We start from the raw sequence: 16144 nt of genomic DNA, 5'->3' as shown, positions 1-16144 counted from the left end.
GTCGACGGGGCTCGCTCCGTGGTCGGGGCCGACATGACGCCCGGGTTGTTGGACGGGGTGCGGCGCAGGCTTGCGGAGAGCGGGGCCGAGCCGACGCCCGCGCGGGTGGCGCAGGCGCTGCGTGAGCAGGGGCGGGTGCTCGGGGACGCCGAAGTACTGGGCGCGGCCGAGCAGTTGCGGTCCGAGCTGGTCGGCAGCGGGCCGTTGGAACCCCTGCTCGCCGATCCGTCGGTGACCGATGTGCTGGTCTCGGCGCCGGACCGGGTCTGGGTGGACCGCGGCGGCGGACTCGAGCTGACCGGCGTCCGCTTCCCCGACGCGGCGGCCGTACGACGCCTCGCCCAGCGGCTCGCCGCGGTGGCCGGGCGGCGCCTGGACGACGCGCGGCCCTGGGCCGACGCCCGGCTTCCCGACGGAACCCGGCTGCACGCGGTCCTGCCCCCGGTGGCCGTCGGCTGCACCTGCCTGTCCCTTCGGGTCGTACGGCCGAGGGCGTTCACGCTCGACGAACTGGTGGCCGCGGACACAGTGCCACCGGGCGGGGACCGGGTGCTGCGGGCGCTGATGGAGGCGCGGTTGTCGTTCCTCATCAGCGGGGGCACCGGCAGTGGCAAGACCACGCTGCTGAGCGCGCTGCTCGGGCTCGTCGGGCCGGGTGAGCGGATCGTGCTCGCCGAGGACTCCGCCGAGCTGCGGCCCGACCATCCGCATGTCGTACGGCTGGAGACCAGGCCCGCCAACCAGGAGGGAGCGGGGCTCGTCACGCTCCAGGACCTGGTGCGGCAGGCGCTGCGGATGCGGCCGGATCGGCTGGTCGTGGGTGAGGTGCGGGGGCCGGAGGTCATTCATTTGCTGGCTGCTCTCAATACGGGGCACGAAGGCGGCTGCGGCACTGTCCACGCCAACGCGGCGGCCGATGTCCCGGCCCGCCTGGAGGCGCTCGGTACGGCGGCGGGGCTCGACCGGGCGGCGCTGCACAGCCAGTTGGCGGCCGCGTTGTCGGTGGTCCTGCATCTCGTGCGGGGTCGTGATGGGCGGCGGCGGATCGCCGAGGTGCAGGTGCTGGAGCGGGATCCGTCGGGGCTGGTGCGGACGGTGCCCGCGCTGCGGTGGGGGACGGGGGCGTTTGTGGCGGAGCGGGGGTGGGGGCGGTTGCGGGGGCTCTTGGGGTGCGAGGTCGTTGAGCTGGGGCTGTTGCGAGGTCGGACGGGGAGCGGGGAGCGCGATGGGTGAGACGGGGATGGGTGGGGCTTCGGCCGGGGCGGTTCTCTGTGCCGGGGCGGCTGTTCTGTGGCTGATGAACGGGCGGAATGTCGGGGCGCGGCGGGCGCGGTTGCTACTCGCCGGGGGTGGGGTGATGGGGGCTGGGCCGCCCGGCTGGCGCGAGAGCGCGGTCGGTGAAGTGCGGCGGATCCGGGGGCGGTTGCGGGCCGAGTGGTGGGCGGTGGCCGTCGGGGTTGTGCTGGCGGTGCTCGGGGGCTCGGTGCTGCCGCTCGTCGCCGGGGCGGCCGGGGTGCCGTTGCTGCGACGGGTTCGGGTGGCCGGTCAGGCGCGGCGGGCTCGGGAGCGGCGGGGCGACGCGGTGATCGCGCTGTGCGCGGCGCTCGCCGGTGAGGTGCGCGCGGGACGGCAGCCGGGGGAGGCGTTGCTGCGGGCCGCGCGGTACACCGGCGGACTTGGTGAGGCGCAGGCGACGGTGCTGGCTGCCGCGCGGTTCGGCGGCGATGTCCCCGGCGCCCTCGCGGCGGCGGCGCGACAACCGGGTGCCGAGGGGCTGCTGGGGCTGGCGGCGTGCTGGCGGGTGGCCGTGGACCAGGGCGCGGGACTCGCGGCCGGACTGGACCGGCTCGAAGCGGCACTACGGGCGGAGCGGGACCAACGGGAAGACCTGCGGGCGCAGTTGGCGGGCGCCAGGTCCACGGCGCTGATGCTCGCCGGGCTACCGGTGCTGGGACTGCTCCTGGGCGCGGTCATGGGCGCCGATCCCCTGCGGGTGCTGCTGCACAGCGGTGCCGGGCTCGGATGCCTGTTCGCCGGCGGGGTGCTGGAGGGGCTGGGCGTGTGGTGGGCGCTGCGGATCGTGCGCGGGGCGGAGGCGGTGTGAGCGGGGCGAGTCGGGTGGACCGGGTTGTGAGTCGGCGAGTCGGAAGGAGGAGGCGCTGTGAGTACGGAAGTTGTCCACAGGCTGGGGGTTGTTGTGGGGATCGCGCTGGGGCTGGGGTGGCTGGTGCGGTGGGTGGGGGCCGTGCGGTGTGAGCGAAGGGCGCGGCGGCGGCTCGCCGAGCTGCTGGTCGCGGTAGAGGCACCGGCCGCGCGGAGGTTCGACGTACCGGGTTTGGCGCGGCGGTGGGTGCCTGTGGTGGCGGTGGGGTGTGCCGGGTGGGTGCTGGTCGGTGGGGTCGCCGGGGTGGTGGTCGGGCTGGTCGGTGCCGTCGCCCTGCACCGGTGGCGTGGGCGGCGGGTGGCTGCCGTGGGCGTGGAGTACGACGCCGCTGAGGCGGCCCGGCAACTTCCGCTCGCCGCCGATCTGTTGGCGGCCTGTATCGCCGCCGGTGCCGGGCCCGTGATCGCGGCGCAGGCCGTGGGTGAGGCGCTCGGCGGACCGGTGGGGGACGGGCTGACGCGGGGCGCGGCCGAGGTGCGGCTGGGTGGTGAACCCGGGGAGGCCTGGCGGAAGTTGGCGGCGCTGCCCGGTGCCGGGGACCTGGCGCGGTTGCTGGAGCGGGCCGATGTGTCCGGGCTTCCGGCGGCCGGACCGGTGGCACGGCTCGCGGCGGACGCCCGGGCCGCGTGGGCGCGGGCCGCGACGGCTCGGGCGCGCCGGGCGGCGGTACTGGTCACCGTGCCGGTGGGGCTGTGCTTCCTGCCCGCGTTCATCGCGGTGGGCGTGCTGCCGGTGGTGATCGGGCTGGCGGACGGGGTGCTGGGCGGAGGGGGTGGTGGATGACGTGGGTGCGATATCGGCGACTTGTAGTGATGTGTAGTCATTCGTGGTCATTCGTAGTCAACGGAACTGATCCTTACGGGGGTTGCCATGAGCAAGGCAGTGCGGAACAAGGCGGTACGGAAGGCAGTGCGGGCGGTGCGGGCGCGTATGCGGGCCCTCGTCGCGCGGCGGGACTCGGGGATGGTGACCTCCGAGTACGCGATGGGGATCATCGCGGCGGTGGCGTTCGCCGTGGTGCTCTACAAGGTGGTCACCAGTGGGCAGGTCAGCGCGGAGTTGCAGGCCATCGTGAAGCGGGCCCTCGATGCGCGGATGTGAGCGGCGCCGATGCGTACGGCGCGGGGGCGACCGGGGGTTCGTGACGGCGGAGTCGGCCGTGGTGCTGCCCGTGCTGGTCATGTTCGCGATGGCGCTGGTGTGGGGGCTGTTGGTGGTCGCCGCCCAGATCCAGTGCGTGGACGCGGCCCGCACGGGCGCCCGCGCCGCGGCTCGCCAGGACCCGGCCGACCAGGTCGTCGCGGTCACCCGGGAGGCCGCCCCGTCCGGCGCGAAGGTCACCGTCAGCCGGGCGGGGGACCAGGTCAGGGTGCTGGTCGTGGCCAAGCCCCCGGCGCTGCGGGGGTTGCCGTTCGAGGTGCGGGAGGAGGCCGTGGCTGCGGCGGAGCAGGACACGGCACCTTCGCAGGCGACGGCGGGGGTGAGCCCATGAGCCCCCGCTGCGCTGCCGTCCGCCGCCTCGCCGCTTCCGGATCCTCCGACCGAGGGTCCGCCACCGTATGGACCGTCTCCGCCGTGGCCGTCCTCTGCGTGGTGTTCGGAGTCGTGCTCGCCCTCGGGCAGGCCGTGGTCGCCCGGCATCGCGCGGCGGGCGGTGCCGATCTCGCGGCACTCGCGGCGGCGGACCACTGGGCGCAGGGCGGCGAGGCGGCCTGCGCCCGGGCGGAGGGGGTGGCTCGAGCGCAGGGCACCCGGCTCGTGCGGTGCGTTCTCGTGGGCGATGTGTCGGACGTGACCGCGGCGGCCGGACAGGGGCCGTTCGCCGCGGAGGTCAGGGCACGGGCGGGACCTCCGGCCGGCCTTCCGGCTCCCCCTCCGCTCCCTTCTCCGGCGCCCCCCGCAACAGCTCCGTGAGCAGCCGTACCGCGCCCCTCTTGTGCAACGGGTCGTTGCCGTTGCCGCACTTGGGGGACTGGATGCAGGACGGGCAGCCGGCGTCGCATTCGCAGGAGGCGATGGCCTGGCGGGTGGCGGTGAGCCAGGCGCGGGCGGTGTGGAAGGCGCGCTCCGCGAAGCCCGCGCCGCCGGGATGGCCGTCGTAGACGAAGACCGTGGGGAGGAGGGTGTCGGGGTGGAGGGGGACCGAGACGCCGCCGATGTCCCAGCGGTCGCAGGTGGCGAAGAGGGGCAGCAGGCCGATCGAGGCGTGCTCGGCGGCGTGCAGGGCGCCGCCGAGGATCTCCGGGGAGATCCGTGCCGCGTCGAGTTGGTCCTCGGTGACCGTCCACCACACGGCGCGGGTGCGCAGCGTACGAGGAGGGAGGTCGAGTTTCGTCTCGCCCAGTACTTCACCGGTGATCAGCCGGCGGCGCAGGAAGGAGACCACTTGGTTGGTGACCTCGACGGAGCCGTAGCACAGGCGTCCGTCGCCCCACGGAACCTCGACGTCCGTCTCCAGGACGGAGATCGAGGTGGTGTCCCGGGCCACCGTCGAATACGACGGCGAGGCCCCCTCGACCAGGGCCACCGAGTCCTCCAGGTCCAGGGAGCGCACCAGATAGGTGCGGCCCTGGTGGAGGTGGACCGCGCCTTCGTGCACGGTGGTGTGGGCGGCGCCCGCGTCGACCGTGCCGAGCAGGCGGCCCGTACCGGACTCCACGACCTGGACCGGTCGTCCGCCCCCGCCGCGGATGTCGGTGAGGTCGGCGGCCCGTTCCCGGCGCGTCCAGTGCCAGGCCTTGGTGCGGCGGCGCAGCAGCTTCGCGGCCTCCAGCTGGGGGAGGAGTTCCTCGCAGGCGGGGCCGAAGAGCGGCAAGTCCTCGTCGGTCAGGGGTAGTTCCTCCGCCGCCGCGCACAGGTGCGGGGCGAGGACGTAGGGGTTGTTCGGGTCGAGGACCGTGGATTCCACGGGCTGGTCGAACAGCGCCTCGGGGTGGTGGACGAGGAAGGTGTCCAGGGGGTCGTCGCGGGCGACCAGGACGGCGAGTGCGCCCTGCCCGGAGCGTCCGGCGCGGCCCGCCTGCTGCCACAGGGACGCGCGTGTGCCCGGGTAGCCGGAGATCACCACGGCATCCAACCCCGAGACGTCGATGCCGAGTTCGAGGGCGGTGGTGGCGGCGAGGCCGAGGAGTTCGCCGGAGTGCAGGGCCTGTTCGAGGGCGCGGCGCTCCTCGGGGAGGTAGCCGCCGCGATAGGCGGCCACGCGCCGGGCGAGCGAGCGGTCGACCTCGGCGAGCCGCTCCTGGGCGATCACCGAGATCAGCTCCGCGCCGCGCCGTGAGCGGACGAAGGCGACCGAGCGCACGCCCTGCACGGCGAGGTCGGTCAGCAGATCGGCCGTCTCGGCGGTGGCGGTACGGCGGACGGGGGCGCCCTTCTCGCCGTGCAGCTCGGTGAGCGGGGGCTCCCAGAGGGCGAACACCAGTTCACCGCGGGGTGAGGCGTCGTCGGCCACCTCGACGACCGGCAGGCCGGTCAGGCGCCGGGCGGCCACCGAGGGCTCCGCCGCGGTCGCGGAGGCCAGCAGGAAGACGGGGGAGGCGCCGTAGCGGGCGCACAGTCGGCGCAGTCGGCGCAGCACCTGGGCGACGTGCGAGCCGAAGACGCCGCGGTAGGTGTGGCACTCGTCGATGACGACGTATTTCAGCGCCTTCAGGAAGGAGGACCAGCGGGGGTGGGAGGGCAGGATGCCGCGGTGCAGCATGTCCGGGTTGGTGAGGACGTAGTTGGCGTACTGGCGGATCCACTCGCGTTCCTCGAACGGCGTGTCGCCGTCGTACACGGCCGACCGGACAGAATGACCCAGCGGTTGTGAAAGTTCCTTCACCGATCGGCACTGATCTGCCGCGAGCGCCTTGGTCGGGGCCAGGTAGAGCGCGGTGGCGCCGCGGCCGTTCGGGGCCTCGGAACCGTCCAGCAGGGCGGACAGCACGGGCATCAGATAGGCCAGCGACTTGCCCGAGGCGGTGCCGGTGGCGACGACCACCGACTCGCCGTCCAGGGCGTGCTCGGCGGCCAGTGCCTGGTGGGCCCAGGGGTGCTCGACGCCGGCGTTCTGCACGGCCGCGACGACTTCCGATCGGATCCGGTCAGGCCAGACGGCATGACGGCCCTCACGCGGGGGCACATGCTCCGTATGAGTGATGCGCGAAGCCCGGTTCGGCCCGGAGGCGAGCCGGCCCAGCACCGTGCCCGGGTCCACCCGGGAAACGGGGCCCGTCAGGGATCGATCGGATCGGTGATTCTTGGCCATCGGCACCGAGTGTGTCACTGGCGTGACGGACAATGGGACCAAGGCGTCGTGCACGCCTGCCGGTAAGTGATTGAATGCCATCGCGGCTGGCGAACCGTCCTGGGGGCTTCAAGCCGAGGTGTCCCGTGGGGCGACCGCTCGATAGCAAGGTGCTGGAGGATCCGTGGACCTGTCCCTGTCGACCCGTACCGTCGGCGATCGTACGGTCGTCGAGGTCGGTGGCGAAATCGACGTATATACCGCGCCCAAGCTGCGCGAGCAGCTGGTCGAGCTGGTGAACGACGGGAGTTTCCATCTCGTCGTCGACATGGAGGGTGTCGACTTCCTCGACTCCACCGGGCTCGGCGTGCTGGTCGGCGGCCTGAAGCGAGTGCGCGCCCATGAGGGCTCGCTGCGCCTGGTCTGCAACCAGGAGCGCATTCTGAAGATCTTCCGCATCACCGGCCTCACCAAGGTGTTCCCGATCCACACCTCGGTCGAGGAAGCGGTGGCGGCCACCGACTGACGACCGCCTCCGGGGCGGTCTCGGCCCCGGGACGGAAGTAGTTCAAGAAGGGGGACCGGGTGCTCGGCGGCCCGGCCCTCCGGACAGCACGCCCGTAGTTGCGAGGGGGATGCATGGCCACCGTTGAACTCCGCTTCAGCGCGCTGCCGGAGCACGTCAGGACCGCACGACTGGTCGCGGCGGCGGTGGCACGCAGGGCCGGAGTGGACGAGGCCGTCCTGGACGAGGTGCGCCTCGCTGTCGGCGAGGCGTGCACCCGTGCCGTCGGACTGCATCAGCTGGGCGGGGTCACGGCACCGGTGCGGGTGGCGCTGCACGAGGAGGAGAAGCAGTTCTCCATCGAGGTCGGCGACGAGGCGCCGCGCTCCGCTCCGGGTGACCGGGCGCCGGGCGCCGCGGGCGAGGACGCCGACGCGGAGGCCGAGGAGGACGAGATGGGCCTCGCGGTCATCAGCGGCCTCGTCGACGACGTAGAGGTCACCGCAGGCGAGCACGGCGGCCTGATCCGGATGACCTGGCCGACGACTCCGGCCGAGGCCGAGCTTCCCTGACCCGCTTCCCTGACCCCCGTTTTTCAGACTGGATCACCCGAAGGGCCCTACCCAGGTAGGGCCCTTCGGCATTTCGTGAATTCCTTCACGATCATTCCCCCGATAATTCGATCAAGTTCCTGCCGGGGTCAATCCAGGCGTCAATGCCTTTGAGGCATTACCACTTTCGGGTTCCGTGGTCGGGGGTCGATCATTTGCTGAAGAGCATGTGAAGACCAATTTCGTTAACCGCGCACTGTTTTGATCAGGTTCCGGTACCTACAATCCGTCCACATCTTGAGCTCAGCCCAAGCGTCAAGGAGGACGAATGGCGGGGCTTTCTACCCCTCATCAGTTGGATCACCCCACAACCTTCGCAGCCGCAGTTCTGACCGACGGCAACCGTGCCCTGGTGATGGTCATCGGTGTCGTCGCCCTGGCGGCACTGGTGGTCGCCGGCGTACTGGTACGCCAGGTGCTCGCGGCCGGCGAGGGCACCGACAGCATGAAGAAGATCGCGGCGGCGGTCCAGGAAGGCGCCAACGCCTATCTGGCCCGGCAGTTGCGCACGCTCGGCGTATTCGCCGTGGTCGTGTTCTTCCTGCTCATGCTGCTGCCCGCGGACGACTGGAATCAGCGCATCGGCCGATCGGTGTTCTTCTTGATCGGCGCCGCGTTCTCGGCGGCCACCGGCTATATCGGCATGTGGCTCGCCGTTCGCAGCAATGTGCGCGTCGCCGCCGCGGCCAGGGAAGCGACCCCGGCGGAGGGTGAGCCCGAAAAGGATCTCACCGCCGTCTCGCACAAAGCCATGAAGATCGCTTTCCGCACGGGCGGCGTCGTCGGCATGTTCACGGTGGGGCTCGGTCTGCTGGGCGCCTCCTGTGTGGTGCTGGTGTACGCGGCCGACGCGCCGAAGGTGCTGGAGGGCTTCGGCCTCGGTGCCGCCCTCATCGCCATGTTCATGAGGGTCGGCGGCGGCATCTTCACCAAGGCCGCCGACGTCGGCGCCGACCTGGTCGGCAAGGTCGAGCAAGGCATTCCGGAGGACGACCCGCGCAATGCCGCGACCATCGCCGACAACGTGGGCGACAACGTCGGCGACTGCGCGGGCATGGCGGCCGACCTCTTCGAGTCGTACGCGGTGACGCTGGTCGCCGCGCTCATCCTCGGCAAGGCGGCCTTCGGCGACGCCGGACTCGCCTTCCCGCTGCTGGTGCCCGCGATCGGCGTGATCACGGCCATGATCGGCATCTTCGCCGTGGCCCCGCGCCGCAGCGACCGCAGCGGAATGTCGGCGATCAACCGCGGCTTCTTCATCTCCGCGGTGATCTCGCTGGTCCTGGTGGCCATCGCGGTCTTCGTCTACCTGCCGTCGACCTACGCCGACCTCGACGGGATCACCGACGCCGCGATCCAGGGCAAGAGCGGCGACCCGCGGATCCTGGCGCTCATCGCCGTGGCGATCGGCATTCTGCTGGCCGCGGTGATCCAGCAGCTGACCGGCTATTTCACCGAGACCAACCGGCGCCCGGTCAAGGACATCGGCAAGTCCTCGCTCACCGGACCCGCCACGGTCGTCCTCGCCGGTATCTCCATCGGCCTGGAATCGGCTGTCTACACCGCCCTGTTGATCGGCCTCGGCGTCTACGGAGCCTTCCTGCTCGGCGGTACGTCGATCATGCTGGCGCTGTTCGCGGTGGCGCTGGCCGGCACCGGCCTGCTCACCACGGTCGGTGTGATCGTCGCGATGGACACGTTCGGGCCGGTCTCCGACAACGCCCAGGGCATCGCCGAGATGTCCGGCGACGTCGAGGGCGCGGGCGCCCAGGTGCTCACCAACCTGGACGCGGTCGGCAACACCACCAAGGCCATCACCAAGGGCATCGCCATCGCCACGGCCGTCCTCGCGGCCTCGGCGCTCTTCGGCTCGTACCGCGACGCCATCACCACCGGCGCGCGGGACGTGGGCGAGAAGCTGTCGGGCGACGACGCCCCGCTGAGCCTGATGATGGACATCTCGCAGCCCAACAACCTCGTCGGCCTGATCGCCGGCGCGGCGGTCGTCTTCCTCTTCTCCGGACTCGCCATCAACGCCGTGTCGCGGTCGGCCGGTTCGGTGGTCTACGAGGTGCGGCGGCAGTTCCGCGAGAAGCCCGGGATCATGGACTACAGCGAGACGCCGGAGTACGGCAAGGTCGTCGACATCTGTACGAGGGACGCGCTCAGGGAACTGGCGACCCCCGGTCTGCTCGCGGTGATGGCGCCGATCTTCATCGGGTTCACGCTCGGCGTGGGCGCCCTCGGCTCCTTCCTGGCCGGCTCGATCGGCGCGGGCACGCTGATGGCGGTGTTCCTCGCCAACTCCGGTGGCGCCTGGGACAACGCCAAGAAACTCGTCGAGGACGGCCACCACGGCGGCAAGGGCAGCGAGGCCCACTCCGCCACGGTGATCGGCGACACCGTCGGCGACCCCTTCAAGGACACCGCCGGTCCCGCGATCAACCCGCTGCTGAAGGTCATGAACCTGGTGGCACTGCTGATCGCGCCCGCGGTGATCGATTTCTCGTACGGCGACGACAAGAACATCGGTGCCCGCGTGCTGATCGCGGTGCTGGCGTTCCTGGTGATCGCCTGCGCCGTGTACATCTCCAAGCGGCGCGGGATCGCGATGGGTGACGAGGGCAACGCCGAGCGGACGGCCAAGTCGCCCGATCCGGCGGTGGTTTCGTAGACCTCGTTACGAGGTCCCGGCTCAAAGGGCGGGCGGACGGCGCGAATTGACGCGTCGGCCGCCCGCTTTGCGTGGGCGCGCGCCGCCGCCGTGAGCCTTCTCTCCCATGGGGTAAATAGCTACAAAAGCATTCATCCCGGACATCCGGTATGCGGTCGTACGCCATCCGGCGTGTATCTTCCGGGGCCGAGAGCCATGGAAGGGACCATCCGGTGAACAAGAAGCTCGTGGCCGCACTGTCCGGCGGTGCGGTACTGGTACTGGCGCTGTCGGGATGCAGCAGCGACGACGGCAACGACAAGCTGGATGCCTGGGCCAAGCAGGTCTGCGACGCCGTACAGCCGCAGGCGAAGAAGATCGAGTCGGCGAACGCCGCGATCCAGAAGGAGACCTCCGACAACGCCACGCCGGAGGAGGTCCAGAAGACCGACTCGAAGGCCTTCCAGGACATGTCCGACGCCTACAAGGCGATCGGTACGGCCGTGGACAAGGCGGGGGCGCCGGACGTCGAGAGCGGTGCGAAGAAGCAGCAGGACGCGGTCAAGGAGCTGAACGGCATCTCCGCGTCGTACGCCGACCTGAAGAAGCAGGTCGACAAGCTCGACACCAAGGACCAGGCCAAGTTCGCCGAGGGCCTGAAGGACATCGCCACCGAGCTGAACAAGCTGAGCACCAGCGGCAGCAACGCGCTCAAGACGCTGGAGGAGGGCGAGGTCGGCCAGGCCATGGCCGAGCAGTCCAGCTGCAAGTCGGCCTCCGGTACGGAGTCGGCCGCGGCAAGCTGACGCGGCTGAGTCCGAGCGGCCGCGTGGGGGCGGCGGCGCGGGTCACAATGGGGGGCGTGAGTACCTCCAGGCTGCCCGCTCTGCCCGCCTCCGACCGCCTCGATGTCGCCGCCCGGCTGCGGGACGCCCTGCTCGGGGCCTCCTTCACCGCCGACGGGCTGCTCGAACTGCTCGGTGCGCCCGCGTATGCGGCGCTCGCCCGCAGCGAGACCGTGCCCGCGCTCCGGGCGACCCGCGGGGACAGACCGCTGGAGACCCTCGTACGCCTGTTCCTGTTGCAGCAGCCCGTCGCGCACGCGCGCGTGGCGGACGTGCTGCCCGTCGACGACTGCCTGGAGACCGGGTGGCTGGTGCGGGCCGGCGATGACGAGGTCGCCGCCGCCGTGGACGTACGGCCCTACGGCGGATCCGGCGGCGAGGACTGGTTCATCGTCTCCGACCTGGGCTGCGCGGTCGGCGGCGCCGGCGGCATCGGCAGCAACGACGAGGGTGTCGTGCTCGGCGTCGGCGGCGCCTCCACGACCCTTGCGGGCATCACCGTCCGTACGCCCGTCTCCGCCGCCCTCGATCTCGGCACCGGCTCCGGGATCCAGGCCCTGCACGCCGCGCAGCACGCCACGCGCGTGACGGCGACCGACCTCAACCCGCGTGCCCTGCACATCACCGCGCTGACGCTGGCGCTCTCCGGCGCCCCGGCCGCGGACCTGCGCGAGGGCTCGCTGTTCGAGCCGGTCCGGGAAGGGGAGACGTACGACCTGATCGTCTCCAACCCGCCCTTCGTGATCTCGCCGGGTGCCCGGCTGACCTACCGCGACGGCGGGATGGGCGGGGACGATCTGTGTCGCTCGCTCGTTCAGGGAGCGGGGGAGCTGCTCAACGAGGGCGGGTTCGCGCAGTTCCTCGCCAACTGGCAGCACGTGGCGGGGGAGGACTGGCAGGACAGGCTCAGGTCATGGGTGCCGCGCGGGTGCGACGCGTGGATCGTCCAGCGCGAGGTGCAGGACGTCACGCAGTACGCCGAGCTGTGGCTGCGGGACGCCGGGGACCACCGCGGCGACCCCGCCGAGTACCAGGCGCGCTACGACGCCTGGCTGGACGAGTTCGAGGCGCGCAAGGTCAAGGCCGTCGGCTTCGGCTGGATCACCCTGCGCAGGACCGGCTCCGCCGTGCCCTCGGTCACCGTGGAGGAGTGGCCGCACCCGGTCGAGCAGCCGCTCGGCGAGACGGTGCGCGCGCACTTCGCCCGCCTCGACTATCTGCGCGCGCACGATGACGCGGCCCTGCTCGAAGGGCACTTCCGGCTCGCCGCCGAGATCGTGCAGGAACAGGTCGGGCTGCCCGGCGCCGAGGACCCCGAGCACGTCGTGCTGCGCCAGAACCGCGGGATGCGCCGGGCCACCAAGGTGGACACCGTCGGCGCCGGGTTCGCCGGCGTCTGCGACGGTTCGCTCAGCGCGGGCCGGATCCTGGACGCCATCGCTCAATTGGTGGGCGAGGATCCGGTATTGCTCCGCGACCGCACCCCCGCGCAGATCCGGGTGCTGGTGGAACAGGGGTTCCTGGATCCGGCGTGATCACAATCCGGCGGGATGACACCCGGTGAAATGAGCCGTGAGAAGAGCGCGGGCGTCGAGATCAAGATCTCCGGAAACAAAGATGACCGGAAAGGCACCCGCGCCGCCCTCCGTCACCGCTCGGCCGGGAGAGGGCCGCGGGCGTCTCGACGGCCCCTCCAGGGGCCCTGGAGGGGCCACAGCCGCGTCGGCCGCGCGTTCACCTCGGGTTCGCCCGGCCGACGCCCGCGCGTGACAGTCTCGCGGGGCTGAGGCGTGCGCGGAGCGGCGAAAAGGGGCACAGGGGCCATGGAGAGCGGACCGGCGATCTTCGCGGGAGTGGTGTTCGCCCTGTTCGGAGCCGGGCTCCTGGTGTGGACGGCGGCCCGGGTACGGCACCGGGAACCGGTCGCCCACGGTGTGAACCCCGTCGCATCGGCGACCCTCACGAGCCTCGCCGCCATGATCGCGCTCGCCCTCGCCGCATGGTGCTTCACCCGCCTGTGAGAACCGCGCCGGAGCTGGGATTCCGATAATTGGGAGGCGCCCCTCCGGAAAGGCTCGAAAAGGCCGCTGGGCACTCCGGGCGGCAGGAATGGCGGTAGTCGGGTTACCGTTCGAGTGGCCGTTGCGGGCTTTTCCCGTTTGACACGGGGGCGGGATGTACCGTCACACTCCGCAGCGTCACCACCACCCGACCCCGGGAGCAAGGCCTGGGGAGGCCACCCAGTGTCGACCGGAGAGAAGAGCGAAGTTGTCCCCGACCAGCGAGACCGCGAAGGGCGGCCGCCGACTCGTCATCGTCGAGTCGCCTGCCAAGGCAAAGACGATCAAGGGCTATCTCGGCCCCGGATACGTTGTCGAGGCGAGCGTCGGGCACATTCGCGACCTCCCCAACGGTGCCGCGGAGGTGCCGGAGAAGTACACCGGTGAGGTCCGCCGCCTCGGTGTGGACGTCGAACATGACTTCGAGCCGATCTATGTGGTCAACGCTGACAAGCGGGCGCAGGTCAAGAAGCTCAAGGACCTGCTGAAGGAGTCGGACGAGCTCTATCTCGCCACCGATGAGGACCGCGAGGGCGAGGCCATCGCCTGGCACCTCCAGGAGGTGCTCAAGCCCAAGGTCCCGGTCAAGCGGATGGTCTTCCACGAGATCACCAAGGCCGCGATCCAGGCCGCCGTCGCCAACCCGCGTCAGCTCAACCAGAAGCTGGTCGACGCCCAGGAGACCCGCCGCATCCTCGACCGCCTCTATGGCTACGAGGTCTCGCCGGTGCTGTGGAAGAAGGTCATGCCGCGGCTGTCGGCGGGCCGGGTCCAGTCGGTCGCGACGCGGCTCGTGGTGGAGCGGGAACGCGACCGCATCGCGTTTCGTTCGGCTGAGTACTGGGACCTGACGGGCACCTTCTCGACCGGCCGCGCGGGGGATCCGTCGGACCCGTCGTCGCTGGTCGCCCGCCTCCAGACCGTCGACGGCAGGCGGGTCGCGCAGGGTCGCGACTTCGACTCCCTGGGACAGCTCAAGAGCGCGAACACCCTTCACCTCGACGAGGCGAACGCCCGCGCGCTGGCCGCCGCCCTGGAGCAGACGCGGTTCGCCGTCCGCTCGGTCGAGTCCAAGCCGTACCGCCGCTCGCCGTACGCCCCCTTCCGTACGACGACCCTCCAGCAGGAGGCCAGCCGCAAGCTCGGCTTCGGCGCGAAGGCGACCATGCAGGTCGCGCAGAAGCTGTACGAGAACGGCTTCATCACCTATATGCGTACGGACTCCACGACGCTCAGCGACACCGCTGTCGCCGCGGCCCGCGCGCAGGTCACCCAGCTGTACGGCGCCGACTACCTGCCGTCCGCCCCGCGCACCTACGCCGGGAAGGTCAAGAACGCGCAGGAGGCGCACGAGGCGATCCGCCCGTCGGGTGATCGTTTCCGCACGCCCGCCGAGACCGGTCTGACCGGCGACCAGTTCAAGCTCTACGAGCTGATCTGGAAGCGCACCGTCGCCTCCCAGATGAAGGACGCGACCGGCAACAGCGTGACCGTCAAGATCGGCGGCACCGCCGCCGACGGCCGGGACGTCGAGTTCAGCGCCTCCGGCAAGACGATCACCTTCCACGGCTTCCTGAAGGCCTACGTCGAGGGCGCCGACGACCCGAACGCCGAACTGGACGACCGCGAGCGCCGGCTGCCCCAGGTCAGCGAGGGCGACGCGCTCAGCGCCCAGGAGATCACGGTCGACGGGCACGCCACCAAGCCCCCGGCCCGCTACACCGAGGCCAGCCTGGTCAAGGAGCTCGAAGAGCGCGAGATCGGCCGCCCGTCGACGTACGCCTCGATCATCGGCACCATCCTCGACCGCGGCTATGTCTTCAAGAAGGGCACGGCCCTCGTGCCGTCCTTCCTGTCCTTCGCCGTGGTCAACCTCCTGGAGAAGCACTTCGGGCGGCTCGTCGACTACGACTTCACCGCCAAGATGGAGGACGACCTCGACCGCATCGCCCGCGGTGAGGCGCAGTCCGTGCCGTGGCTGAAGCGGTTCTACTTCGGCGAGGGTGAGGGCGCGGGCATCGGCGGCGCCGCCGAGGCCGGAAACGGCGACGGCGACCACCTCGGCGGCCTCAAGGAGCTGGTGACCGACCTGGGCGCGATCGACGCGCGCGAGGTGTCCTCGTTCCCGGTGGGCAACGACATCGTGCTGCGGGTCGGGCGCTACGGCCCGTACATCGAGCGCGGTGAGAAGGACTCCGAGAACCACCAGCGCGCGGACATCCCGACCGACCTGGCGCCCGACGAGCTCTCCGTGGAGCTGGCCGAGGAACTGCTCGCCAAGCCGAGCGGCGACTTCGAGCTGGGCGCCGACCCGGTGAGCGGCAACCAGATCGTCGCCAAGGACGGCCGCTACGGCCCGTACGTCACCGAGATCCTGCCCGAGGGCACCCCGAAGACCGGCAAGAACGCCGTGAAGCCGCGGACCGCCTCGCTGTTCAAGTCGATGTCGCTGGACACGGTGACGCTCGACGACGCCCTGAAGCTGATGTCGCTCCCGCGCGTGGTGGGCGCCGACGCCGAGGGCCAGGAGATCACCGCGCAGAACGGCCGCTACGGCCCGTATCTGAAGAAGGGCACGGACTCGCGGTCGCTCCAGACCGAGGATCAGCTCTTCACGATCACCCTCGAAGAGGCGCTGGAGATCTACTCCCAGCCCAAGCAGCGGGGCCGGGCCGCCGCCAAGCCGCCGCTGAAGGAGCTGGGCACCGACCCGGTCAGCGAGAAGCCGGTCGTGGTCAAGGACGGCCGCTTCGGTCCGTACGTCACCGACGGGGAGACCAACGCGACCCTGCGCTCCGGCGACAGCGTCGAGGACATCACCCCGGAGCGCGGCTTCGAGCTGCTCGCCGAGAAGCGCGCCAAGGGACCCGCCAAGAAGACGGCGAAGAAGGCCCCGGCGAAGAAGACCGCCGCCAAGAAGGCTCCGGCCAAGAAGGCGACCGCCGCGAAGAAGACAGCGGCGAAGAAGACGACGACGGCCAAGAAGACGACCGCGAAGAAGGCGACGGCGGCCAAGCCGACCGCGGAGGACTGATTCCGTCCGTTTTGGCTCCGGTTCGACTCCGGTTCTGGCTT

14 protein-coding genes are annotated in these 16144 nt (G+C 71.1%); 13 read left to right on the top strand and 1 reads right to left on the bottom strand.

From position 1 onward, the window contains the following. Positions 1 to 33 precede the first annotated feature (33 nt). The 6 genes from BN159_RS20240 (at position 34) to BN159_RS44090 (ending at position 4078) form a co-directional block, all read left to right on the top strand. Positions 34 to 1233, top strand: coding sequence for a TadA family conjugal transfer-associated ATPase (locus BN159_RS20240; protein ID WP_106435903.1), 1200 nt, complete (start codon positions 34 to 36; stop codon positions 1231 to 1233). Continuing rightward, a complete protein-coding gene (locus BN159_RS20235) occupies positions 1226 to 2104 on the top strand; it encodes a type II secretion system F family protein (protein ID WP_015658853.1) in 879 nt (292 codons plus the stop codon). Before BN159_RS20240 ends, BN159_RS20235 begins: the two co-directional genes overlap by 8 nt. Positions 2105 to 2161: 57 nt before the next feature. Further along, complete coding sequence (locus BN159_RS20230) at positions 2162 to 2947, top strand: type II secretion system F family protein (RefSeq protein WP_015658852.1); 786 nt, start codon at positions 2162 to 2164, stop codon at positions 2945 to 2947. Between the two features lie 87 nt (positions 2948 to 3034). After that, on the top strand, positions 3035 to 3265 hold the full coding sequence (locus BN159_RS20225; RefSeq protein ID WP_015658851.1) for a DUF4244 domain-containing protein: 231 nt from the start codon (positions 3035 to 3037) through the stop codon (positions 3263 to 3265). Beyond that, entirely contained in the window at positions 3252 to 3656 is a 405-nt protein-coding gene (locus BN159_RS20220) for a TadE family type IV pilus minor pilin (RefSeq protein WP_078598838.1), read from the top strand. Before BN159_RS20225 ends, BN159_RS20220 begins: the two co-directional genes overlap by 14 nt. Beyond that, a complete protein-coding gene (locus tag BN159_RS44090) occupies positions 3653 to 4078 on the top strand; it encodes an Rv3654c family TadE-like protein (RefSeq protein ID WP_015658849.1) in 426 nt (141 codons plus the stop codon). The genes BN159_RS20220 and BN159_RS44090 overlap by 4 nt, the downstream gene beginning before the upstream one ends. Here BN159_RS44090 and BN159_RS20215 read toward each other — a convergent pair. Then, positions 3996 to 6497 (bottom strand): DEAD/DEAH box helicase, encoded by a 2502-nt coding sequence (locus BN159_RS20215; protein WP_078598837.1) that lies wholly within the window; start codon positions 6495 to 6497, stop codon positions 3996 to 3998. The genes BN159_RS44090 and BN159_RS20215 overlap by 83 nt on opposite strands. Before the next feature lie 82 nt (positions 6498 to 6579). On the opposite strand from BN159_RS20215, the gene bldG reads away from it, so the two are divergent. The 7 genes from bldG (at position 6580) to topA (ending at position 16103) form a co-directional block, all read left to right on the top strand. Beyond that, positions 6580 to 6921: an anti-sigma factor antagonist BldG gene (gene bldG, locus BN159_RS20210; RefSeq protein WP_003975386.1), complete on the top strand. Its 342-nt coding sequence runs from the start codon at positions 6580 to 6582 to the stop codon at positions 6919 to 6921. 113 nt (positions 6922 to 7034) lie between these two features. After that, positions 7035 to 7472 (top strand): ATP-binding protein, encoded by a 438-nt coding sequence (locus tag BN159_RS20205; protein ID WP_015658847.1) that lies wholly within the window; start codon positions 7035 to 7037, stop codon positions 7470 to 7472. A gap of 307 nt (positions 7473 to 7779) precedes the next feature. Beyond that, entirely contained in the window at positions 7780 to 10185 is a 2406-nt protein-coding gene (locus tag BN159_RS20200) for a sodium-translocating pyrophosphatase (protein WP_015658846.1), read from the top strand. Positions 10186 to 10397: 212 nt separating this feature from the next. After that, positions 10398 to 10970, top strand: coding sequence for a small secreted protein (locus BN159_RS20195; RefSeq protein ID WP_041819578.1), 573 nt, complete (start codon positions 10398 to 10400; stop codon positions 10968 to 10970). Between the two features lie 47 nt (positions 10971 to 11017). Next, complete coding sequence (locus BN159_RS20190; protein WP_078598836.1) at positions 11018 to 12544, top strand: DUF7059 domain-containing protein; 1527 nt, start codon at positions 11018 to 11020, stop codon at positions 12542 to 12544. A gap of 288 nt (positions 12545 to 12832) precedes the next feature. Further along, a complete protein-coding gene (locus tag BN159_RS20185; protein WP_015658843.1) occupies positions 12833 to 13030 on the top strand; it encodes a hypothetical protein in 198 nt (65 codons plus the stop codon). 247 nt (positions 13031 to 13277) lie between these two features. Beyond that, a complete protein-coding gene (gene topA / locus BN159_RS20180) occupies positions 13278 to 16103 on the top strand; it encodes a type I DNA topoisomerase (protein ID WP_015658842.1) in 2826 nt (941 codons plus the stop codon). The last annotated feature ends 41 nt before the right edge of the window (positions 16104 to 16144 follow it).

The sequence above is a fragment of the Streptomyces davaonensis JCM 4913 genome (assembly GCF_000349325.1).
Taxonomy (GTDB): Bacteria; Actinomycetota; Actinomycetes; order Streptomycetales; family Streptomycetaceae; genus Streptomyces; species Streptomyces davaonensis.
The sequence above is the reverse complement of the archived record's forward strand: the minus strand, read 5'-3'. Positions and strand labels throughout refer to the sequence as shown.

Excerpts from the sequence above, each read along its gene's own strand:
- BN159_RS20215 (WP_078598837.1), bottom strand. The coding sequence starts at position 6,497 with ATGGCATTCAATCACTTACCGGCAGGCGTGCACGACGCCTTGGTCCCA.
- BN159_RS20185 (WP_015658843.1), top strand. The coding sequence starts at position 12,833 with ATGGAGAGCGGACCGGCGATCTTCGCGGGAGTGGTGTTCGCCCTGTTC.
- BN159_RS20190 (WP_078598836.1), top strand. The coding sequence starts at position 11,018 with ATGGGGGGCGTGAGTACCTCCAGGCTGCCCGCTCTGCCCGCCTCCGAC.
- BN159_RS20205 (WP_015658847.1), top strand. The coding sequence starts at position 7,035 with ATGGCCACCGTTGAACTCCGCTTCAGCGCGCTGCCGGAGCACGTCAGG.
- BN159_RS44090 (WP_015658849.1), top strand. The coding sequence starts at position 3,653 with ATGAGCCCCCGCTGCGCTGCCGTCCGCCGCCTCGCCGCTTCCGGATCC.
- BN159_RS20200 (WP_015658846.1), top strand. The coding sequence starts at position 7,780 with ATGGCGGGGCTTTCTACCCCTCATCAGTTGGATCACCCCACAACCTTC.
- BN159_RS20235 (WP_015658853.1), top strand. The coding sequence starts at position 1,226 with ATGGGTGAGACGGGGATGGGTGGGGCTTCGGCCGGGGCGGTTCTCTGT.
- BN159_RS20220 (WP_078598838.1), top strand. The coding sequence starts at position 3,252 with ATGCGCGGATGTGAGCGGCGCCGATGCGTACGGCGCGGGGGCGACCGG.
- BN159_RS20225 (WP_015658851.1), top strand. The coding sequence starts at position 3,035 with ATGAGCAAGGCAGTGCGGAACAAGGCGGTACGGAAGGCAGTGCGGGCG.
- BN159_RS20240 (WP_106435903.1), top strand. The coding sequence starts at position 34 with ATGACGCCCGGGTTGTTGGACGGGGTGCGGCGCAGGCTTGCGGAGAGC.